This window comes from Cellulomonas rhizosphaerae, assembly GCF_003470205.1.
Classification (GTDB): domain Bacteria; phylum Actinomycetota; class Actinomycetes; order Actinomycetales; family Cellulomonadaceae; genus Cellulomonas; species Cellulomonas rhizosphaerae.
Genome location: NZ_QWKP01000221.1, coordinates 16435 through 37412, shown reverse-complemented (window position 1 = coordinate 37412; position 20978 = coordinate 16435). Strand labels below are relative to the sequence as shown.

The window sequence follows — 20978 nt, the reverse complement described above, 5'->3', positions numbered from 1 at the left end:
CTCCTCCTGTGCACGTTTGTGCGTCCCGGTTGCGCATCTGTTCGGACCTGACGACGATAGCCACCAGACACGGCTCGCGCGAACCCCGCAGATCGCGCACCTGAGGAGAGATCGACCCATGAGGACCGCACCGCTCACCGCCCAGGCTCGGACCGACGCGCTCGCCGCCCTGCGCGGCAGCGCGGCTCGCGAGGACGAGCTCGACGTGCTGGTGATCGGCGGTGGCGTCACCGGCGCAGGAGTCGCCGTCGACGCCGTCACGCGCGGGCTCTCGACGGCCATCGTCGAGGCCCAGGACTGGGCGTCCGGCACGTCGTCGCGCTCGTCGAAGCTCGTGCACGGCGGCCTGCGCTACCTGCAGATGCTCGACTTCCACCTGGTGCGCGAGGCCCTGACCGAGCGCGACCTGCTCATCAACCGGCTCGCGCCCCACCTGGTCAAGCCCGTCAGCTTCCTCTACCCGCTCGAGAACCGGGTGTGGGAGCGGGCCTACGTCGGCGCGGGCGTCGCGCTGTACGACACGCTCGCCTCGGTCAACGGCGGCAAGCGCGCGCTGCCCATCCACCGGCACCTGTCCCGCAAGGGCATGGAGCGCCTGTTCCCCGACCTGCGCCACGACGCCGCGATCGGCGCGGTGCGCTACTGGGACGCGAGCGTCGACGACGCGCGCCTCGTCGAGACCCTCGTCCGCACCGCCGTGAGCTACGGCGCGCACGCCGCGAGCCGCACGCAGCTCGTCAACCTGCACACGACGAGCGGGGGCGCGGTCACCGGCGCCGAGCTCGTCGACCTCGAGACGGGCGAGCACTTCGACGTCCGGGCCCGGCACGTCATCAACGCGACGGGCGTGTGGACCGAGGCGACCGAGTCGCTCGCGGGCTCCGAGGGCGGCCTCAAGGTGCTGGCCAGCAAGGGGATCCACATCGTCGTGCCGCGCTCGCGGATCGCCGGCGACGTGGGGCTGATCCTGCAGACCGAGAAGTCGGTCCTGTTCATCATCCCGTGGTCGCGCTACTGGGTCATCGGCACCACGGACACCCCGTGGGAGCAGGAGCTCACCCACCCCGTGGCCACGAGTGCGGACATCGACTACGTCATGGAGCACGCCAACGCGGTGCTCAGCCGGCCGATCACGCGCGAGGACATCATCGGCACGTGGGCCGGCCTGCGACCGCTGCTGCAGCCGGGCACCAAGGAGGGCACCTCGTCGGCCAAGGTCTCCCGCGAGCACACCGTTGCCTCCCCCACCCCGGGCCTGACGGTCATCGCGGGAGGCAAGCTGACCACCTACCGCGTGATGGCCAAGGACGCGGTGGACTTCGCGATCGGCTCGCGTGCCACGTCGCTCCCGTCGATCACGCACGAGGTGCAGCTCGTCGGCGCCGAGGGCCTGCGGGTCTTCCAGCGTCAGGCGCGCGCGATCGGCGCCAAGTACGACTGGGACCGCCCGCGCATGGACCACCTGCTGCACCGCTACGGGTCGCTGCTCGGCGAGCTCATCGATCTGTGCGACGCCAACCCGGACCTGGCCAAGCCCCTCGAGCACGCGAGCGCCTACATCGGCGCCGAGGTCGTCTACGCCGCCAGCCACGAGGGCGCGCTGCACCTGGACGACATCCTCATGCACCGCACGCGGCTCAACTACGAGCAGGCGGACAAGGGCGTGGGCGCGCTCGAGGAGATCGCGGACCTCGTCGCCCCGGTCCTGGGCTGGGACGCGACGACGCGCGCCGACGAGATCGCGGCCTACCGCTCACGCGCCGAGGCGGAGGACGCCGCGGCGGCCCAGCCCGACGACGTGAGCGCCGAGCAGGTCCGCCTCGAAGCCGCCGATCTCGCGCCGATGCGCGACCTCGGCAAGCACGTCGGCGCCGGGGAGAAGCCCGGCTCGCCGGCCGGCAAGGGAACCTCGGGGCCCGCAGGGACCTGACCAAAGACCCCCCGCGCCCGGTGCGCGGGGTGCACGTGACAACGTCGTCCGTACAGAAGGGATAGCTCAGTGAACACACTGATGTCTCACGCGTTCGTCTCCGAGATCCTGGGAACAGCGATGCTGATCCTGATGGGTGCCGGAGTGGTCGCGAACGTGATCCTGCCGAAGACGAAGGGCTTCGGTGGGGGCTGGTTGCTCATCAACTTCGGCTGGGGCCTTGCCGTGTTCGCCGGCGTGTACGTCGCCTTCAAGTCGGGCGCGCACCTCAACCCGGCCGTGACCGTCGGACTCTGGACGTCCGACCAGCCGTTCTACAGCGTCACCGGTCCCAACGGTGTCGTCACCGCATCGATCCTGCCGACGTTCGGCAACGCGCTCTGGTACTTCCTGGCCCAGATGATCGGCGCGTTCATCGGTGCCGTCCTCGCGTTCCTGGCCTACAAGAAGCACTTCGACGAGGACGCCGAGCCCGGCATCAAGCTGGCCGTGTTCTCCACCGGCCCGGAGCTGCGCTCCTACGCGTGGAACTTCGTCACCGAGGTCATCGCGACGTTCGTGCTGGTCTTCGTGGTCCTGGCGTTCGGGGGGACGCCCTCGGGTCTCGGGCCGCTCGCGGTCGCACTGCTCGTGGTCGGCATCGGCGCCTCGCTCGGTGGTCCCACCGGCTACGCGATCAACCCTGCACGTGACCTCGGCCCGCGCATCGCGCACTTCGTCCTGCCCATCAAGGGCAAGGGCGGCAGCGACTGGGCCTACTCCTGGGTCCCCGTGCTCGGCCCGATCGTCGGTGGCGTGCTCGCCGGTCTCCTGGCCAACGCGTACGTGTTCTGACCCGCTCGCACCCGCACCACTGATCGACCCGGACGGGCCGCGCCGCAGGGCAGCCGCGCGGCTCGTCCGGCCCCCAGCAGACCATTCACACGGAGGAAGCCACCATGGCGGACAGCAAGTACGTCCTCGCGATCGACCAGGGCACGACCAGCAGCCGGGCGATCATCTTCGACCACGGCGGACAGATCGTCGCGACCGGGCAGAAGGAGCACGAGCAGATCTTCCCGCGCGCCGGCTGGGTGGAGCACGACGCCGCGGAGATCTGGGTCAACGTCCGCGAGGTCGTCGGCCTGGCCCTGACCAAGGCCAACCTCACGGCGCGCAACATCGTCGCGGTCGGGATCACGAACCAGCGCGAGACCGCGGTCGTCTGGAACCGCAAGACCGGCGAGCCGGTCTACAACGCGATCGTGTGGCAGGACACGCGCACGCAGAAGATCGCCGACGAGCTCGGTGCGCTCGGCGGCGGCGCGGACCGCTACAAGGAGAAGGTCGGCCTCCCCCTGGCCACCTACTTCTCCGGTCCGAAGGTGCGCTGGATCCTCGACAACGTCGACGGCGCCCGCGAGGCAGCGGAGGCCGGCGACCTGGCGTTCGGCAACACCGACTCGTGGGTGCTGTGGAACATGACGGGTGGTGTCGAGGGCGGCATCCACGTCACTGACGTGACCAACGCGTCGCGCACCATGCTGATGAACCTCGACACGCTCTCGTGGAACGAGGAGATCGCCGGCGAGATGGGCATCCCCCTCTCGATGCTCCCGGAGATCCGCTCGTCGTCCGAGGTCTACGGCAACGGCCGCGAGGGCGGCCTCCTGGCCGGCGTCCCCATCGCGGGCATCCTCGGCGACCAGCAGGCGGCCACGTTCGGCCAGGCCTGCTTCGAGGTGGGCCACGCCAAGAACACCTACGGCACCGGAAACTTCATGCTCCTCAACACGGGCACGAAGCCGATCCCGTCGAAGAACGGCCTGCTGACGACGGTCTGCTACAAGATCGGCGACCAGGACGCCGTCTACGCGCTCGAGGGCTCGATCGCCGTCTCGGGCTCGTTGGTGCAGTGGCTGCGCGACAACCTGGGCATCATCTCCTCCGCCCCGGAGATCGAGGAGCTCGCGAAGACGGTCGACGACAACGGCGGTGCGTACTTCGTGCCCGCGTTCTCGGGCCTGTTCGCGCCGTACTGGCGCTCGGACGCCCGCGGTGCGCTCGTCGGGCTCACCCGGTTCGTCAACAAGGGCCACATCGCGCGGGCCGCCCTGGAGGCCACGGCCTTCCAGACCCGCGAGGTGCTCGACGCCATGAACGCCGACTCGGGCGTGGACCTCACCGAGCTCAAGGTCGACGGCGGCATGGTCCAGGACGAGCTGCTCATGCAGTTCCAGGCCGACATCCTCGGCGTCCCGGTCGTCCGGCCGAAGGTCGCCGAGACCACCGCGCTCGGCGCCGCCTACGCGGCCGGCATCGCGGTCGGGTTCTGGTCCGGCGAGCAGGACGTCATCGACAACTGGGCCGAGGACAAGCGCTGGGAGCCGTCCATGGAGGACGACGAGCGCGACCGTCAGTACCGGCTGTGGAAGAAGGCCGTGACGAAGACCTTCGACTGGGTCGACGACGACGTGTCCTGACCCTCCCGGTTCACGACGAGGGCCGCTCCCCCGCCTCGGGGGGCGGCCTTCGTCGTCCCCGCCTCCCCACCCTCGAGACCGTCACTCCCCGGTGAGACCGTTACCCGCAGGTGACGGTCTCACCCGCGGGTCACGGTCTCGGCGGCGGGGTGCGGGCGCGGGGGGACGCGGCAGGGGCGGGCGGGGCGTGGGGTGTGGGTGGATGTCGGTAGCGTGGGCGCATGCTCGTCGCCACGTGGAACATCAACTCGATCCGTGCCCGCACCGACCGCGCCCTGGCGTTCCTCGAGCGCACGGGGGTGGACGTGCTCGCGCTGCAGGAGACCAAGTGCAAGGACGAGCAGTTCCCGCGCGCGGAGTTCGAGGCGCTCGGCTACGAGGTCGTGACCAGCGGGTTCAGCCAGTGGAACGGCGTCGCGATCGCCTCCAAGGTCGGCATCGAGGACGTCGAGATCGGCTTCGAGGGCATGCCCACGTGGGGCGACCCGGCCGCCGCGGAGGCGCGGGCGATCGGCGCGACGTGCAACGGCGTGCGCGTCTGGAGCCTGTACGTGCCGAACGGCCGCGAGATCGACGACCCGCACTACGCGTACAAGCTCGAGTGGCTCGCGCGGCTGAAGGAGACCGCCGGCGGCTGGCTCGAGAAGGATCCGGAGGCGCAGGTCGCGCTCGTCGGCGACTGGAACATCGCACCGCTCGACACCGACGTGTGGGACATGGGCTTCTTCGCGGGCCGCACGCACGTGACGCCCGCCGAGCGCGACGCGTTCACGGCGTTCGCGTCCGCGGGGTTCACCGAGGTCTCGCGCGAGCACATCCCCGCCGAGCACACCTACACCTACTGGGACTACCAGCAGCTGCGCTTCCCCAAGAACATGGGCATGCGCATCGACCTGACCTACGCCTCCCCCGCCCTGGCCGCCCGCGTGCAGGGCGTGACGATCGAGCGCAACGAGCGCAAGGGCAAGCAGCCGTCGGACCACGTGCCGGTCATCCTCGAACTGGCCGACTGAGCGGCCCCGGGTTCGGTAGGTTGCCGTCATGAGCTCCGACCGCGGCGAGTCGCCCGAGCCGAACCCGTTCGCCCCGCCCTCGCTGGCCAAGCAGCCCGAGCCCGAGCGCCCGGCGGCCTCCGGGATGCCGGCCGCGCCGCCGCCGAGCGGGTACGAGGCCGTGCTCCCGCCGCCCCCGCCGGCGGACGGCGAGCGCGACGGCGGGCAGCTGCCGTACGGGCAGCAGCCCTTTGGTCAGCCCGCAGCTGGGCAGCCTGCGTACGGGCATCCCGCGCCGGGCCAGCAGGGCCAGTACGGGCAGGGTCAGTACGGGCAGCCCGCCTACGGCCAACCCGCGCCGACCTCGCCCTACGGGCAGGGACAGGGGCAGCAGTACCCGCCGCCTCCGCAGTCGCCCTACGGAGCGCCCCCGTACGGCGCCCCCCAGTACGGGGCACCCCAGTACGGAGCGCCGACGTACGGCCCCGGCCAGCCCGTGGCCCCGGGCTACGGCTCGGCCGCGTACGGCCCGGGGGTCTACGGCCCGCCCCGCAAGACCGACGGGCTCGCGATCGCCTCGCTCGTCACGAGCGCGGTCGGGCTGACGGTGTTCGCCGCCGTCCCGTGCCCGGTGGGCCTCGGGCTCGGGATCGCGTCGCTGCGCCGCATCAAGAAGACGGGCGCGGACGGCCGCGGCCTGGCCATCGCGGGTGTCATCGTCGGGGCCATCGGCACCGTGCTGCTGCTCGCGTTCGCCGCGCTGATCATCTTCGGCATCGTGTTCGCGGCCAACCACCCCGACGACCCCGACTTCCAGTGGGACGTCGACGACGTGAGCACCACGGCCCAGGTGGTCCCGGGGTTCGACGTCGGTGTCTGACCCCCAGGCCGCCTACCCCGAGGCGTACTACGCGCCGGGCTGGGACCAGCAGCCCCGCCCGGGCACCGACGGCGTCTCGGTCGCCGCGCTGGTCACGGGCCTGCTCGCGCTCGGCCCGGTGGCGCTCGCCCTCGGGCTCGTCGGGCTCTACCGCACCACGAAGCGCGGCACGCGAGGACGAGGGTTCGCGATCACCGGCATCGTCCTGGGCATCCTGGCGACGATCGGCTGGACGATCCTCGTCGTCGTGCTCGTCGTGACGCTCGTCCAGACCCGGCCGCTGCCGTCCGACGTGAGCGAGCCGCGCAACGCGCACGTGAGCCAGCTCGTCGTCGGCAACTGCCTGGCCACGCTGCCCGCGGACGGCACCGTCGACTCCGTCCGGGTCGTGCCCTGCGCGCAGGACCACGAGGCCCGAGTCTCCTCGGAGTACGACTTCGACGAGGACGCCGTGTGGCCCGGCCAGGACGGCGCCGACGCGCGCGTCGCCCGCGCCTGCGTGCTCACCGAGGAGGAGCAGTCGGTGGGCGCGACGATCGTGACCTGGGCGCCGACGAAGGACGGCTGGGACTCGGGAGACCGCACCGGGCTCTGCCTCGTTCGCACCCCCTAGCCCCTTACCGCGTGGTAGGTATTGCGCTACCCTGGCGGGATCCGCAGTTCGCACGAGGAGGTGCCGCATGGTGTTCGACGTCGAACACGTCCTGGCCGGTCTCACGCTGGAGGAGAAGGCGTCCCTGACGTCGGGCTCCGACTTCTGGCACACGCAGGGCGTCGACCGCGCCGGCGTCCCGGCGGTCATGGTGACCGACGGCCCGCACGGCCTGCGCAAGCAGGCGGAGGACGCCGACCACCTCGGGCTAGGCGCCTCCGTCCCCGCGACCTGCTTCCCGCCCGCGGCCGCGCTCGGCTCGACGTGGGACCCCGCCCTGCTGCACCGCGTGGGTGAGGCGCTCGGCCGCGAGACGCGCGCCAACGACGTGGCCGTGCTGCTCGGCCCGGGCGTCAACATCAAGCGCACGCCGCTGTGCGGGCGCAACTTCGAGTACGTCTCCGAGGACCCGTTCGTCGCGGGCGTGCTCGGCACGGCGATCGTGGCCGGCATCCAGAGCCAGGGCGTGGGCACCTCGCTCAAGCACTTCGCGGCCAACAACCAGGAGACCGACCGCATGCGCGTCTCCGCCGACATCGACGAGCGCACGCTGCGAGAGATCTACCTGCCGGCGTTCGAGGCGATCGTCACCAATGCCCAGCCGTGGACCGTGATGTGCTCGTACAACAAGGTCAACGACACGTACGCGTCCGAGAACCACTGGCTGCTGACCGAGCTGCTGCGCGACGAGTGGGCCTTCGAGGGCCTGGTGGTGTCCGACTGGGGAGCGGTCCACGACCGCGTGCCCGCGCTGACCGCGGGCCTCGACCTCCAGATGCCGTCGGCCGGGTCGCGGCCCGACGACGAGGTCGTCGCCGCCGTGCGCGCCGGGACGCTGGACGAGGCCGTGCTCGACGTCGCCGTCCGCCGGGTGCTGCGACTCGTCGAGCGCTCGCTGCCCGGCGTGCGCAGCCAGGACACGTTCGACGTCGACGAGCACCACGCGCTGGCCCGCGAGGCCGCGGCGGACGGCTCGGTGCTGCTCAAGAACGATCCGGTCGACGGCACCCCGCTGCTCCCGCTGACGGGCGATTTCCTCGTCGTCGGCGAGTTCGCCCGCACGCCCCGCTACCAGGGCGCCGGCTCGTCGCAGGTCAACCCCACGCGCCTCGACACCGCGCTCGACGCGCTCGGCGACGTCCCGTTCGAGCCCGGCTTCACGATCGCGGGCGGTCCCGAGGGCGACGACGAGGCCCTGCGCGCGGCCGCCGTCGCCGCGGCGCGCGAGGCCGCGACGGTCGTCGTGTTCCTCGGGCTGCCCGGGCCCGACGAGTCCGAGGGCTACGACCGGCCGCGCCTCGGCCTGCCGGACAACCAGGTGGCGCTGCTCGAGGCCGTCGCGGCGGTCAACCCGCGCGTCGTCGTCGTGCTCGCCAACGGCTCGGCGGTCTCCGTGCCCTGGCGCGGGCACGCCGCGGCGATCCTCGAGACCTGGCTCGGCGGCCAGGCCGGCGGCAGCGCGGTGGCGGACCTGCTGCGCGGCACGCGCACGCCGTCGGGCCGGCTCACCGAGACGATCCCCCACCGGATCACGGACACCCCCGCGTTCGGCAACTTCCCGGGCGAGGCGGGCCACGTCCGCTACGGCGAGGGCGTGCTCGTGGGCTACCGCTGGTACGACGCTCGCGAGCTCGACGTCGCCTACCCGTTCGGCCACGGCCTGTCGTACACGACCTTCGCGTACTCCGACGTCGCGGCGACCGTCTCGGGCACGGGCTCCGACGCGGCCGTGGACGTGCGCGTCACCGTCACCAACACGGGCGACCGCGCAGGCGCCGAGGTCGTGCAGGTCTACGTCCGCGACCCCGAGGCCGCGGTCCTGCGCCCCGTGCGCGAGCTCAAGGGCTTCGCCAAGGTGGTGCTCGAGCCGGGCGCCTCGCAGGAGGTCGCGATCGCGCTCGACTCCCGCGCGCTGTCCTACTGGCACCCCGGGCTGCACCGCTGGGTGGTCGAGGGCGGGACGTTCGTCGTCGAGGTCGGCGCCTCGTCGCGCGACCTGCGCGACAGCGTCGAGCTCGAGGTCGAGGGCGAGCCCACGTGGGGCCCGCTCGAGGCCATGTCCACGGTCGCCGAGTGGTTCGCGCACCCCGTGGGCGGGCCGCTGCTGCAAGCGGCGCTCGTGCCGCCTGCAGGGGTCACGATCGACGACACCATGCAGGCGATGATGCTCGAGATGCCCGCCCTCACGATCGCGGACTTCGGGCTGGCCGGCTTCGACCGTCAGGCCCTCGACCGGCTGGTCGAGCAGGCGCGCGCCGGGAGCTAGCCGACCAGGAAGCTGTGGTGCAGCGCGGCGAGCGCGGCGGACATGTCCACGCGCTCGCCGCCACCGTCGACCTCGAGCAGCCACTGCACCTGCAGCCCGTCCATCGTCGCGATCGTCTGCCGCGCGGCGGTGCGCGGGTCGACGTCGGCGCGCAGCCGCCCGGCATCCCGCAGCGCGACGAAGGCCGTGGTCGCCTTCGCGAGCAGGTCGGCGTAGCGGCGCTGGAAGTAGGCGTGCGCGGGGTGGTCGACCGCGGTCGCCTCGGCCGAGAGGTTGACGAACAGCTCGACGATCCCGGGCCGCGACGCGTTCCGGGCGGCGACCTGCGCGAGCGCCGCGAAGAAGTCGAGCCCCTCGTCGAGGTCCGCCTGCAGGGCGAGCCCGTCGATCTCGTCGCGCCGCTCGAGCACCGCCGCGAGCAGCACGGCCTTGTTCGCGAAGTGGTGCATGAGGCCCGGGTGGGAGATGCCCACGCGGGAGGCCACCTCGCGCAGGGACGCGGTGCGGTAGCCGACCTCGCCGAACAGCTTCATGGCCTCGTCGAGGATGTCCTCGCGCGTGGCGCGCCCCTTCGCGTAGCCGGTTCGGGGCACCTCGGTGGACATGGCGAAAGCATGTCACCCGCAGGCGTCGACTCAGCCCAGCAGCGCGATGAGCTCCTCGCGGTGCCGCTCGAGGTAGTCGTGCACCGGACGGGACGACGTCTCGTCGCGCGTCCCGACCAGCACGCGCGCCTCGTCCTGCGTCACGGTCACGGTGTGGCTGCCGCCCCGGTCGACGACCAGCAGGAACACGATCACCCCGGTCGGCGATGCGGCCGCGAGGCCGCGCAGCAGGTCACCGGTCTGGCGGTGCAGGTCGCGCGGCGGGCGGTAGTCCTGCTGCTCCAGACCGTCCGCGGTCTCGACGATGACGACCCGCACGTTGGCGATGCCGGCGGAGTCCCCGGCGACCGAGCACTCCTGGCGCGACACGATGCGCAGCCACCCCGCGGGGGCGGCGCCGGCGTAGCTCCGGGCGATCTGCTCGACGAGCGCCTGCTGCTCGCCGTCGAGCGTGACGGTCGCGTTCTCACCGGGGTGGTTGGGCATCGTTGATCCATTCGTACTCGAAGGTGTCACCGTCGATCTTCAGATTGACGACGAATTCGTTCGGGCGGGTGGAGACGTTCGTGTCGTAGTAGATCGGCTCGATGTGGATCTCGACGTTGCCGGGCGTCTCACCGCGCAGAGCCTTGCGGATCTTGCGCTCCATGCTCGCCCACTGCCCCTGGTTGAGGTTCGTCAGGCCGTCGTACGGCTTGCCGTTCCCCGGGAGCACGTTGAGCCGGTTGGTCGGGCCACCCAGCGAGTCGGCGATGAGGTGGAACCCGATGTCGTGCGGGAGGCCCTCCTTGCCGATCTCCGCGGTCAGGTCGCTGTTCCGGCCGCCGTCGCCCAGGTTGAGCTTCCCGCTGACGCTGCTGGGGCGGCCGAGCGCGTCGGTCTCCCACGCCACGCCCTTGTACTCGTAGATCGCGTTCGGGTGGGGCACGTTCGCGGCCCGGTTGAAGGCCTCCAGGTCGTCGAACTTCAGGTGCGGGATCGGCACCCCGTCGGCCCTGGCGACGACCTCGAGGGTCGCGTCCAGGGAGCGGAGCTTGTCGATGTCGATGCCGCGCGCCGCGAAGGTCGCGATGTCCTCCGCGGTCAGCGCGCGTCGCGCCCACTTGCCGCCCGCGGCTCCCCACCCGAGGAACGGGATGAGCGAGGCGGACGAGAGGGCCGCGTCGACGGCGTTGCCCTCGGCGGCGTACCAGATCGCGTTGATCGCGTCGGCCGGCTCCCCGACCACCGGGATGAGACCCAGGCCGTCGAAGACGAGGTGCCCGATGTCGGAGAACGGGTTGGAGTCCTTGCGACGCTCCTCGATCTCCGCGGCCTTGATGTCGAAGACCTCGCGTGCGTCGGCCGCGATGTCCGCGCTGATCGTGTCGCCGCCCTCGAACGGCGTGATCGCCGCGGCGATGGCGGCGTTCGAGCCCGCGCCGTCGTCGACCGGCCAGCGCCGCCGCGCGAGCACGTAGTCGAGGAAGCCGTTGACGCTCGCCGACTTCCCGCCGCCCTCGATCGTGATGACCTCGCCGGTGCCGAACAGGCTGTGCGCGGCCTCCGGCGTCCGCCCGACCGCCGCGAGGATCCCGGCCAACGGGTCGTAGTAGTCGGTGTACCCGGTGGGGGCGCCCTCGTCGTCACCCTGCACCGGGTCGACCGCACCGAACGGCTCGCCCAACGAGTGAGAGCGCTCGTACCACATGTCCCGCGTGTCGACCTGGCGCTCGTAGTCGTAGACGTCGTTCGCGACGGTGGTGATGAAGTCGGCCGAGAACGTCCCGCGCGAGAGGACCAGCCCGAGCGCGCTGGCCTGCCCGAGCGTGGCCGGGTTGTCGTCGGTGATGGCCGACGACCACTGCGTGGCGTACCCGGCGGGCAGCGACTGGTCGCCGGTCCCCTGCGTCGCGGTGCCGAACGTCGTCCCCAGACCGTCGAGCAGCGCCTCGTACGCCTCGTCGAACTTCTCGACGTCGTCGATGTCCGAGCCCAAGCTGTTCTGCGCGAGCACCCGGCGTGTGCTCGAGGCGTCGATCACGAGGTCGGCGACGTCCTCCGGCGAGACGTGCGTCGCCAGCTGGTAGGCGAAGTACGGGTCGGAGCCGTTCTGGGTCAGCAGGTCGACGAGCTCGGCGGGCAGGTCCTCGCCGTCGCCGTACTCGTCGATGAGCTTCGCGGCGCGGTCCGCGAGCTCGCGCGCCTCGGCCGGGGTGGTCGTCGGCAGCGTGGACTCGTCGAGCTGCACGTACCCCTGGATCCCGGGGGTCTGCGCCTCGATGTGGCGGGCCAGCGCGAGCCGCCTCCGCACCCCGGGCAGCTGCCCGTCGATCCACGAGCGCACCGCGTCGAGCCGGCGCAGGTCCTCCGAGCCGAGCATCACGCCCTCGAGCCCCGACTGCAGCGACGACGCGTGCGACGTCACGTCGTGGGACGCGTCCTCGAGCGCGCGCACGAGCGCGACCATCTGCGCGAGGTCGATCGACGCGACGCTCACCGCAGGTTCCGCCAGCGGGTCTGCCACGCGCCGGGCTCGACCTTCTCCGGCTGGCGGCGGATCGCGTCGTCGAACGTGGCGATCGCGCCGTCGGACGCCGTGGTCACGCTGCGCCGGTGGCCCGTGAGGTCGGTGTAGAAGTCGTCGGCGGCGCTGCTGACCCACGCGCCGGCGTCCATCGCGCGCACGACCGCGTCGAGGTCGTCCCGCAGGTCCGCGGCCACCGGGACCGCCAGGCCGCGCCGGCTGCGGATCGCTGCCAGGTAGGGGTTGGGGATCTCGTCGGCCACGGGGACCTCACGCCCCCGGGACGGCGCCGTGCTCGGCGACCCAGGTGTCGAGGTACCGCTCGAAGCGCCCGAGCGACTCCTCGTCGTGGATGCCCTGGCTGCGCTTGGGGGGCTCGTAGCCGGGGGTCAGCCGGAACGAGCCGTCCGCGTCGACCGTCAGGTCGAGCGTGGTCCAGCGCGGGCCGGGCTCGGCGGAGAGCTGGTTCAGCCGCGCGACCGCGTCGTACAGGGGCTCGTCGTAGCCGACCTGGCCGTACAGCCAGCGGTCGCCGCCGTTCACCACGGCCGTGGTGATCCAGTTGAGCGTGACCTCGTCGGACCCCGTGGCCTCCCAGCTGCCGACCAGGCGTGCCCAGCCGGCCGGCGCGATCGCCGCGAACCGGCGCACCACCACCTCGACCTGCTCCTGCTGCTCCGCGAGCCCCACGCGTGACCTCCCCCGTCCGGTGCGCCCCATGATGCCAGCGACCCCGCCGGCGCGCGCCCGGTTCGTCCCGGTCAGAGGGTGAGCGTGGCCGACGAGCCTGCGGCGGTGACCGCGAGGTCGGCGGTCGGGCCGTGCGGGACCGTGAGCCGGTAGTCGCCCGCGTACCCGCGCACGACGAGCCGCCCCGCCTCGTCGGTCCGCATCGAGGTCGGCGCCATCCACCACTCGCCGCGCACCAGCCCGTGCAGCGCGTCGTACGCGGCCTTGGGCGTCCCGTCGGCGCGGACGAGCCCTGCCGGCGCACCGAGCCAGCTGCCCTCGTCGGTCAGCCCCCAGTAGGTGATCGACTCGACGGCCGGGTGCCCGACGAGCGAGCGGTAGTGCCGCACGACCTCATCGGCCTGCCGCGCCTCGCCCGCCGGCGTCGATGGCCACGAGGGCACCTGGTAGTCGTTGAGGTCGACGATGTGCGCGGGCATGAGGTCGCCGGACAGCAAGGTGGTCTCCGTCAGCTGCAGCGGGAGGCCGAAACGCGCGAACCGGTCGACGATCGCCAGCACCTGGTCCTCGCCGCGGTAGCCCTGGTGCATGTGGGTCTGCAGCCCGATCGCGTCGATCGCGATGCCGGCGGCCAGGCACTCCTCGACGAGGCGCTCGTAGTCGGGGCCGAGGTCGAAGTCGTTGAGCACGAGCCGCGCCGTGGGGTCGGCCGCGCGGGCCGACGAGAACGCGAGGCGCACCATCTCCACGCGCCCGAGGCGCTGAGCGAGGCGCGTGACGGCGTTCTCCTCCGCGGTGAACACCGGCAGGATCACGACCTCGTTGATCGCGTCCCACTGGTCGACGAGCCCGGCGAAGTCACCGACCTCGCGCGTGACGCGCGCCCGGAGCACCTCCTCGACCTCGTCGTCGGGAACCGCGGACAGCCACGGCGGCGTGAGCGTGTGCCAGACGAGGGGGTGGCCCTTGACCCGCACGCCGCGCTCGACGAACCACCGCGCGGCGCGCTGCAGCCGGGCCGTGTCCGGCGTCCCGCGCACGGGCTCGTAGCCGGCCCAGTAGAACGGCAGCGTCGCGGTGTCGAACAGGTCGAGCCACAGGGCGGCGAGGTGCGCGCCGTGCTCGGCCGACGCGCCGCCGAACACCCCGTCGGGCGCGCGGTCCTCACCGTTCGCGAGCGCGATCAGGTCGAACCCGATGTTGCCGAACCCGAACGCGTGCCGGACCTGCTCGACCGTCACGGGGCATCCGGCGGCCGGCGTCCCGTCCGCTCGCAGGACGGTCACCTCGCAGGTTCCGAGCCGATGCGCGTACGTCATGGGGGACACCTCTTCCTGGTCGTTCGAAAGCCGTTATCGATAACGTTATCGGCACGGTAGGCTCCGGGTCGTGGAGACCGGCGGACGAGTGAAGATGGAAGACGTCGCGCGCGCTGCCGGCGTCTCCGTGGCGACGGTCTCCAAGGTCGTCAACGGCCGCTACGGCGTCTCCCGGGCCACCTTCGAGCGCGTCTCCACGGTGATCGACGAGCTCGGCTACGAGACCAGCCTCGGCGCGCAGAGCCTGCGCAGCCACAAGACCAACGTCATCGGCGTCCTGGTCGCGGAGTTCGAGCCGTTCAGCACCGAGCTGCTCAAGGGCGCGTCGGAGGCCATCGGCTCGACCGGCTACGAGCTGCTCGCCTACTCGGGCGGCCACAAGGGCGGTGCGGTCGGCTGGGAGCGGCGCTCGCTGTCCCGCCTCGGCGGCACGCTGATCGACGGCGCGATCATCGTGACCCCGACCGTCGTCGGCGCGTCCAACGGCGTGCCCGTGGTCGCGGTCGACCCGCACACCGGCCCGTCGGGCATCCCGACGGTCGACTCCGACAACTTCGCGGGCGCGGTCCTGGCCACCGAGTACCTGCTCGGCTTGGGCCACCGCCGCATCGCCCTCCTGGGCGGCCGCACCGACCTCGAGTCGGCCCGGCTGCGCGAGGACGGCTTCCGGCAGGCGATGGCCGCCGCGGGCGTCGAGGTCGACGAGGACCTGGTCCGGGTCGGCGGCTACCGCCCGGAGACCGCGACGGCACCCGCGCGCGAGCTCCTCACGCTCGACGACCGCCCCACCGCGATCTTCGCCGCGAACGACCTGTCGGCCATCCGCACCATGGAGGTCGCGCACGAGCTCGGCCTGCGCGTGCCCGACGACGTGTCGGTGATCGGCTTCGACAACGTGCCCGAGTCCGCGCTGGCCAACCCGCCGCTCACGACCATCGACCAGCCCCTGCAGGACATCGGCGCCGCGGCCCTGCGCATGCTCGTCGAGCTGCTCGAGGGCCGCGAGCCGGAGTCGACGCACGTGCGCCTGCCCACCGCGATGGTCGAGCGCGCGTCCTGCCGCCGGATCTGACTCCCGCACCCGCGGTCAGCGGACCGCGGTGAAGGTCCACCGCTCGTCGGCGATGCCCACCTCGTGCACAGCGCCCGCGAGGGTCACGCTCGCCTCGGTCTCGCGCTCAAGGCACGACGGGCCGACCCACAGCTGCACGTCCCCGGGCTCGACGACGCGCACGCCCGCGCGCCCCGTGAACGCAAGGCGCGTGGTCGGCACGTCGAGGTCGACGACCACGCTCTGCCCCGGCTCGAGGTGCACGCGGCGGTAGCCGAGCAGCTGCGCGACCGGCCGGGTCACGCTCGCCACGACGTCACGCCCGTAGAGCTGGACGACGTCGGCTCCGGCGCGGTCGCCCGTGTTCGTCACGCGGACCGAGGCGCGGATCGAGCCGTCCGTGCTGGCGCCGGGCTCCACCACGAGCTCGTCGTGCGCGAACGTCGTGAACGAGAGGCCGTGGCCGAACGGCAGCGCGGGCACGGAGCTGAGGTTGGTGACGTCGCCGTCGCCGCCCAGCGCAGGGTGCAGGTAGGAGTAGGGCTGCGCTCCGGCCGACCGCGGCAGGCTGACCGGCAGGTGGCCGGAAGGGTTGACGCGACCCGAGAGCACGCCGGCGATCGCGGGGCCGCCCTCCTCGCCGGGGAAGAACGCCTGGACGACGGCGGCCGCGCGGGTCAGCGCCCAGTCGACCGCGTACGGCCGCCCGGTGAGCAGCACGAGCACGACGGGCGTGCCGGTCTCGAGGACCGCGTCGACGAGCGCGCGCTGCACGCCCGGCAGCTCGAGGTCGTCCCGGTCGCAGCCCTCACCCACGGTCCCCCGGCCGAACAGCCCGGCGTGGTCGCCGACGACGACCACGGCCACGTCGGCCGCGCGGGCGGCGTCGACCGCCGCCGCGATGCCCGACGTGTCGTCGTCGTCGACCGCGCAGCCGCGCTCGAAGACGATCGAGGACATGGGCAGCTCGGTGGCGAGCGCCTCACGCACGGTCCGGACCTCCAGGCCGACCTCGGCCTCGGGGTGGTGCGCCAGGACGTGGTTGACGAACGAGTAGCAGCCGAACAGCGCGTCGTACCGGTCCGCGTTCGGCCCGATCACCGCGACGCGGCCCGGTGCGGCGAGCGGCAGCGTGCCGTCGTTGGAGAGCAGGACGACGGACTCCTCGGCCAGCCGCGCCGCGATCCGGCGGTGCTCGGGGCTGTCGAGGTCCACGCCCGTCGGCGGCTCGTCGTCGAACGTGGCGTCGAGCAGGCCCAGCTCCGCCTTCTGCAGCAGCGCTCGCAGCACGGCCCGGTCGACGAGCGCCTCGTCGACCCTGCCCGCGCGCACCGCGTCGGCGAGCGGCGCGAGGAACGCGTCGCCCGTCGGCAGCTCGATGTCCACGCCTGCCGCGAGCGCCTGGCCCGCGGCGTCGCCCAGGTCGGCCGCGACGCCGTGCAGCAGGTGCAGGAACGCGACGCCGAAGTAGTCGGCGACGACGGTCCCGTCGAAGCCCCACCGGTCGCGGAGCACGCCGGTCAGGAGCTCGGCGTTGGCGGCCACGGGCACGCCGTCGATCTCCGCGTAGGAGTGCATGACGGAGCGGACGCCGCCGTCGAGGACGGCCATCTCGAACGGGGGCAGCAGCACGTCCGCGATCTCGCGCGGGCCGGCGTGCACGGGCGCGAAGTTGCGGCCCGACTGCGAGGCCGAGTACCCGACGAAGTGCTTGAGCGTCGCGTGCACCCCGGCCGACTGCAGGCCGCGCACGTAGGAGGTGCCGAGCGTCCCGACGACGTACGGGTCCTCCGAGATGCACTCGTCGACCCGACCCCACCGCGGGTCGCGGATCACGTCGAGCACGGGCGCCAGTCCCTGGTGGATGCCGAGCGCGCGCATCGAGCCGCCGACCGCGGCGCCCATCTCGGCCACGAGCTCGGGGTCGAACGACGCGCCCCACGCGAGCGGCGTCGGGAACGTCGCCGCCCGCCAGGCCGACAGCCCGGTGAGGCACTCCTCGTGCACCAGCGCCGGGATGGCGAGCCGCGTCTCACGGACCAGCCGGCGCTGCTGGCCCCAGAGCCACCGCGCACGCTCGTCGGCGTCCACCGGCCGCGTGCCGTACGGCCTCGTGAGGTGGCCGAGCCCGTGCCGGCTGACCTCGTCGAGACCCTGCTCGACGTCGAACACGCCCTGCAGCGGGGCGACGGCCTCGCCGTCGCCCTTCTCCCAGAAGCCGACGAGCTGCGCGAGCTTCTCCTCGAGGGTCATCTGCGCGAGCAGCTCGGCGGCGCGGCCGTCGGCGCTGGGAACCGGGATCCCGGTGGGGCGGGACGTCTGAAGATCCGTCACGGGATCGTTCTCCTTCTGGGGAATGACGGGAAGCGAAGGGGGCGGGCTCAGCCCTTGACGGCGCCCTGGAGCCCGCCGACGATGCGCTTCTGCAGGGCGAGGAAGAAGATCAGCGCGGGGATCATCGCCAGAGTGGTGAAGGCGAACACCCCCGCGGTGTCCGAGGCGTGCTCCGACGAGAAGTCGGCGACACCCAGGGGCAGGGTCTTCATGTCGTCCTGCAGCAGGAGCAGCGGGAGCAGGTAGGCGTTCCACGAGCCGACGAAGGCGAGCACGCCGACGGTGACCATGCCCGGGCCGGACAGCGGCACGAGGATCCGCCAGAAGAAGCCGATCCGGGACGCCCCGTCGAGCAGGGACGCCTCCTCGAGCTCCTTGGGCAGCGCCATGAGGAAGGGGCGCAGGATCACCACCGTCATCGGCAGCGCGAACGCGGCCTGCGGGAGCGCCACCCCCCACCAGGTGTTCCCCATGTGGAGGTCCTTGGTGATGAGGATGAACAGCGGGATGATCGCGACCGTCGCGGGGAACAGCAGTCCCAGGACGAACACCATGAACAGCGGCTCGCGCCAGCGGAACTGGTAGCGGGCCAGCGGGTAGGCCGCCATCATCCCGAAGACGACCACGATCGCGGTGGTGAGCACCGCGATGACGGTCGAGTTCAGCGCGTACTGCCAGAAGTCCGGGTTCGTCAGCACGCCCGTGTAGTTGCTCAGCACCCACGGGCTCGGCAGCGCGGCCGGCTTGTCCGCGAGCTGCGCGTTGGTGCGGAAGCCGCCGAGCACGCCGTACAGCACGGGGCCGACGGTGAACGCGACGACCACCAGCGCGATGAGGTAGACGAGCGGGTTGCCGCCGCCCTGCCGCTTGCGCCGGGGCGTGTGCGTCGCCTGCCGCGTCGTCGGGGTGATCGGCGCCCCGGTCATCGTGCCCGCGCTCATCGCTTGGCCTTCTTCCGGGGGGTGTCGTGGACGTCGCGTCGCAGGATGAAGAACTGGTACAGGAGCGCCATCACGAGCGCGACGACGAAGAGGATCACGGAGGCCGCCGAGGCGATGCCGTAGTTCGACCGCTTGGTGCCCTCGTTGACGAGGAAGGTCGCCATGGTCGTGGTCGCGTTCGCGGGACCGCCCTGCGTGAGGATCCAGACCATGTCGAACAGCTGCAGCGAGCCGATCATCGACAGGAAGGCCCAGGTGCGGACCGTGGGGCCCAGCAGCGGGATCGTGATCTTGCGCTGCACCTGCCACCAGGTGGCGCCGTCGATCTGCGCGGCCTCGTAGAGCTCCTCGGGCACGCCCTGCAGGCCGGCGAGGAACAGGATCACCGCGAGGCCCAGGTACTTCCAGGTCAGCACGGCGATGACGGTGTAGAGCGCGACGTCCGGCGTGCCGAGCCAGCCCTCCTCGGGCCCGCTGATCCCGACCGCGGACAGGATCGTGTCGATCACGCCGTACTGCGGCTGCAGCAGCTGGAACCACACGACGCCGGCGATGACCTCGGCCAGCACGTACGGGACGAAGATGATCGTGCGCAGGACGCCCTGGCCCCACATCTTGCGGTTGAGCAGGAGCGCGATCGCCAGGCCCAGCGGGAGCTGGATGAGGATCGAGAGCACCACGATGATGATGTTGTGCGTGAACGCGCCGGTGAAGACGTCGTTCTGCAGCACGCTGGCGTAGTTCTTGAGGCCGACGAAGTCGACGAGCGGGCCGTAGCCCTTCCAGCGGTACACGGAGAACTGGACGGCCTTGATGATCGGCCACACCACGAAGAAGAGGAACACCAGCAGGGCTGGCGCCACGAAGAACAGGATCTCGAGGCGCATGCGGACCGAGGACCTCGACCGGCGGCGCCCACCCGGGCCCGGGCCGGCCGGCCGCGCCGAAGCGCGACCGGCGGCCGGGGCCTGGGGCTTGGACGTCGCAGGCGAGACGGAGTCGCCGCGCAGGGCGGTCGTGTCGTCTGCCACGTCGGTCACTTCTCCGCGTCAGCCGCCGCCTGGGTGGCGTCGACGATGTCCTGCGGGCTCGCCTTGCCGGCGAACATCAGGGCGATCTCGTCGTTCATCGCGCCACCCACCGAGGCACCGAATGCGGTGTCGAAGTAGAGCTGGACGTACGGCGCCGAGTCACGGACCTTGAGCAGCCCAGCCAGGGCGGGGTCCTTGACGAACTCGGAAGCCGTCGAGTTCGTCGGCAGGCCCATGTCCTGCTCGGCGAAGCCCTTCTGCACCTCGTCGGACAGCAGGTACTTGACGAAGTCGACAGCCTGGTCGGGCGCCTTCTGGGACACGGCCCACGCGTCGCCGCCACCGAGCTGGGCGGCCGGGTCACCCTGGCCACCCGTGACGGTCGGGAACGAGAACCAGCCCGTGTTGTCCCCGAGGCCCTTCTTGTCCTCCGTGAGGCCCTGCATGACGCCGGGCTCCCAGTGGCCCTGCATCTCCATGGCGACCTTGCCGGTGGCGAGCAGGCCCGAGGCGCTGGTCGCGCCCGTCTGGGCGGGGGTGGACAGGAAGCCCTTGTTGAACGGCTTGTCGGCGATGACCTTCTCCAGGTCCTCACCCGCCTTGACGAAGCACGGGTCCGAGAACTCGAGGCTCTTGACCGCGTCGGTCAGCACCTGCTGGGAGCACTCGCGCAGTGCGAACTGGTACCAGTAGTGCGCGGCGGGCCACTTGTCGCCCGCGCCGACCAAGATCGGCTCGATGCCGGCGGCCTTGATCTTGTCGATGTCCGTGTACAGCTCGTCCCAGCTCGTGGGCGTGGACGTGATGCCGGCCTGCTCGAAGAGCGCCTTGTTGTACCAGAAGCCCACGACGCCGACCGAGAACGGCAGCGCGTAGGTCTTGCCGTCGACCTGCCAGCCGGCGACCGAGCCACCGATCTTGCCGATCTCGTCCTTGGCGGCGTCGGAGATGTCCTTGGTGAGGCCCGCCTCGACGTGGTCGGCGAGCTCGCCGCCACCGCGCTCCATGTAGACGTCGGGGGCGTCGTCACTCTGGAAGGCGGCGTCGAGCTTGGTGAGCATGTCCTCGTGCTGCATGGCGCTGATCTCGACGGTCACGCCGGGGTTGGCTGCCTCGAAGTCCTTGGCGACCTTCTCGTAGTAGCCCTTGCCCGGGTCGGTGTTCGAGTTGTGCCACCACGTGATGGTCACGTCCTTGGCGCCGCCGGAGCCGGACGAGCTCGGGTCTGCACCTTCGTTGTTGTCGCCCGAGCTGCACGCTGCGAGCAGTGCGAGACCCGTGGCGACGGCCAGGGCACGCAGGACTGGCGTCCTCTTCAT

Annotated in this window: 18 protein-coding genes; 8 read left to right on the top strand and 10 right to left on the bottom strand. The window is 71.9% G+C overall.

Annotated features, from left to right (window positions below; all coding sequences use genetic code 11):
* Positions 1 to 118 precede the first annotated feature (118 nt).
* From D1825_RS16545 to D1825_RS16515, 7 genes are all read left to right on the top strand, one after another.
* Positions 119 to 1930: a glycerol-3-phosphate dehydrogenase/oxidase gene (locus D1825_RS16545; protein WP_118768518.1), complete on the top strand. Its 1812-nt coding sequence runs from the start codon at positions 119 to 121 to the stop codon at positions 1928 to 1930.
* Positions 1931 to 2011: 81 nt separating this feature from the next.
* Complete coding sequence (locus D1825_RS16540) at positions 2012 to 2764, top strand: MIP/aquaporin family protein (RefSeq protein WP_118768560.1); 753 nt, start codon at positions 2012 to 2014, stop codon at positions 2762 to 2764.
* A 104-nt stretch (positions 2765 to 2868) separates the two neighbouring features.
* A complete protein-coding gene (glpK, locus tag D1825_RS16535) occupies positions 2869 to 4392 on the top strand; it encodes a glycerol kinase GlpK (RefSeq protein ID WP_118768517.1) in 1524 nt (507 codons plus the stop codon).
* Between the two features lie 221 nt (positions 4393 to 4613).
* A complete protein-coding gene (locus D1825_RS16530) occupies positions 4614 to 5405 on the top strand; it encodes an exodeoxyribonuclease III (RefSeq protein WP_118768516.1) in 792 nt (263 codons plus the stop codon).
* Between the two features lie 28 nt (positions 5406 to 5433).
* The gene (locus D1825_RS18745; protein WP_118768515.1) at positions 5434 to 6264 is read left to right on the top strand and encodes a DUF4190 domain-containing protein; all 831 of its coding nucleotides are present in this window, start codon (positions 5434 to 5436) and stop codon (positions 6262 to 6264) included.
* On the top strand, positions 6257 to 6877 hold the full coding sequence (locus D1825_RS16520; RefSeq protein ID WP_233549953.1) for a DUF4190 domain-containing protein: 621 nt from the start codon (positions 6257 to 6259) through the stop codon (positions 6875 to 6877). Before D1825_RS18745 ends, D1825_RS16520 begins: the two co-directional genes overlap by 8 nt.
* A 67-nt stretch (positions 6878 to 6944) precedes the next feature.
* Positions 6945 to 9182 (top strand): aryl-beta-d-glycosidase, encoded by a 2238-nt coding sequence (locus tag D1825_RS16515; RefSeq protein WP_118768514.1) that lies wholly within the window; start codon positions 6945 to 6947, stop codon positions 9180 to 9182.
* Here the strand turns inward: D1825_RS16515 and D1825_RS16510 are convergent.
* The 6 genes from D1825_RS16510 to D1825_RS16485 all read right to left on the bottom strand — a co-directional run bounded on the left by D1825_RS16510 (position 9179) and on the right by D1825_RS16485 (position 14302).
* Positions 9179 to 9787: a TetR/AcrR family transcriptional regulator gene (locus D1825_RS16510; RefSeq protein ID WP_118768513.1), complete on the bottom strand. Its 609-nt coding sequence runs from the start codon at positions 9785 to 9787 to the stop codon at positions 9179 to 9181. The genes D1825_RS16515 and D1825_RS16510 overlap by 4 nt on opposite strands.
* 30 nt (positions 9788 to 9817) lie before the next feature.
* On the bottom strand, positions 9818 to 10273 hold the full coding sequence (locus D1825_RS16505) for a hypothetical protein (protein WP_118768512.1): 456 nt from the start codon (positions 10271 to 10273) through the stop codon (positions 9818 to 9820).
* Complete coding sequence (locus tag D1825_RS16500) at positions 10254 to 12293, bottom strand: DNA/RNA non-specific endonuclease (protein WP_138067701.1); 2040 nt, start codon at positions 12291 to 12293, stop codon at positions 10254 to 10256. Before D1825_RS16500 ends, D1825_RS16505 begins: the two co-directional genes overlap by 20 nt.
* Positions 12263 to 12556: a hypothetical protein gene (locus tag D1825_RS16495; protein WP_118768510.1), complete on the bottom strand. Its 294-nt coding sequence runs from the start codon at positions 12554 to 12556 to the stop codon at positions 12263 to 12265. The genes D1825_RS16500 and D1825_RS16495 overlap by 31 nt, the downstream gene beginning before the upstream one ends.
* A gap of 7 nt (positions 12557 to 12563) precedes the next feature.
* A complete protein-coding gene (locus D1825_RS16490; protein WP_118768509.1) occupies positions 12564 to 12983 on the bottom strand; it encodes a hypothetical protein in 420 nt (139 codons plus the stop codon).
* Positions 12984 to 13054: 71 nt separating this feature from the next.
* Positions 13055 to 14302 (bottom strand): endo-1,4-beta-xylanase, encoded by a 1248-nt coding sequence (locus D1825_RS16485; RefSeq protein ID WP_118768508.1) that lies wholly within the window; start codon positions 14300 to 14302, stop codon positions 13055 to 13057.
* Positions 14303 to 14396: 94 nt separating this feature from the next.
* On the opposite strand from D1825_RS16485, the gene D1825_RS16480 reads away from it, so the two are divergent.
* Positions 14397 to 15374 (top strand): LacI family DNA-binding transcriptional regulator, encoded by a 978-nt coding sequence (locus D1825_RS16480; RefSeq protein ID WP_118768507.1) that lies wholly within the window; start codon positions 14397 to 14399, stop codon positions 15372 to 15374.
* Positions 15375 to 15389: 15 nt separating this feature from the next.
* Here the strand turns inward: D1825_RS16480 and D1825_RS16475 are convergent, their stop codons facing one another.
* The 4 genes from D1825_RS16475 to D1825_RS16460 are packed head-to-tail and all read right to left on the bottom strand — an operon-like array spanning position 15390 to position 20978.
* Positions 15390 to 17687, bottom strand: coding sequence for a beta-xylosidase/alpha-l-arabinosidase (locus D1825_RS16475; protein WP_407643343.1), 2298 nt, complete (start codon positions 17685 to 17687; stop codon positions 15390 to 15392).
* A 47-nt stretch (positions 17688 to 17734) separates the two neighbouring features.
* Entirely contained in the window at positions 17735 to 18628 is an 894-nt protein-coding gene (locus D1825_RS16470; RefSeq protein WP_118768506.1) for a carbohydrate ABC transporter permease, read from the bottom strand.
* Entirely contained in the window at positions 18625 to 19659 is a 1035-nt protein-coding gene (locus D1825_RS16465) for a carbohydrate ABC transporter permease (protein WP_233549952.1), read from the bottom strand. The genes D1825_RS16470 and D1825_RS16465 overlap by 4 nt, the downstream gene beginning before the upstream one ends.
* A gap of 5 nt (positions 19660 to 19664) precedes the next feature.
* Positions 19665 to 20978: an ABC transporter substrate-binding protein gene (locus D1825_RS16460; RefSeq protein WP_118768504.1), complete on the bottom strand. Its 1314-nt coding sequence runs from the start codon at positions 20976 to 20978 to the stop codon at positions 19665 to 19667.

Bases quoted from the DNA above. Each gene is read 5' to 3' on its own strand.
- D1825_RS16460 (WP_118768504.1), bottom strand. From the start codon at position 20,978: ATGAAGAGGACGCCAGTCCTGCGTGCCCTGGCCGTCGCCACGGGTCTC.
- D1825_RS16510 (WP_118768513.1), bottom strand. From the start codon at position 9,787: ATGTCCACCGAGGTGCCCCGAACCGGCTACGCGAAGGGGCGCGCCACG.
- glpK (WP_118768517.1), top strand. From the start codon at position 2,869: ATGGCGGACAGCAAGTACGTCCTCGCGATCGACCAGGGCACGACCAGC.
- D1825_RS16505 (WP_118768512.1), bottom strand. From the start codon at position 10,273: ATGCCCAACCACCCCGGTGAGAACGCGACCGTCACGCTCGACGGCGAG.
- D1825_RS16545 (WP_118768518.1), top strand. From the start codon at position 119: ATGAGGACCGCACCGCTCACCGCCCAGGCTCGGACCGACGCGCTCGCC.
- D1825_RS16485 (WP_118768508.1), bottom strand. From the start codon at position 14,302: ATGACGTACGCGCATCGGCTCGGAACCTGCGAGGTGACCGTCCTGCGA.
- D1825_RS16480 (WP_118768507.1), top strand. From the start codon at position 14,397: ATGGAAGACGTCGCGCGCGCTGCCGGCGTCTCCGTGGCGACGGTCTCC.
- D1825_RS16530 (WP_118768516.1), top strand. From the start codon at position 4,614: ATGCTCGTCGCCACGTGGAACATCAACTCGATCCGTGCCCGCACCGAC.
- D1825_RS16540 (WP_118768560.1), top strand. From the start codon at position 2,012: ATGTCTCACGCGTTCGTCTCCGAGATCCTGGGAACAGCGATGCTGATC.
- D1825_RS16470 (WP_118768506.1), bottom strand. From the start codon at position 18,628: ATGAGCGCGGGCACGATGACCGGGGCGCCGATCACCCCGACGACGCGG.
- D1825_RS16515 (WP_118768514.1), top strand. From the start codon at position 6,945: ATGGTGTTCGACGTCGAACACGTCCTGGCCGGTCTCACGCTGGAGGAG.
- D1825_RS18745 (WP_118768515.1), top strand. From the start codon at position 5,434: ATGAGCTCCGACCGCGGCGAGTCGCCCGAGCCGAACCCGTTCGCCCCG.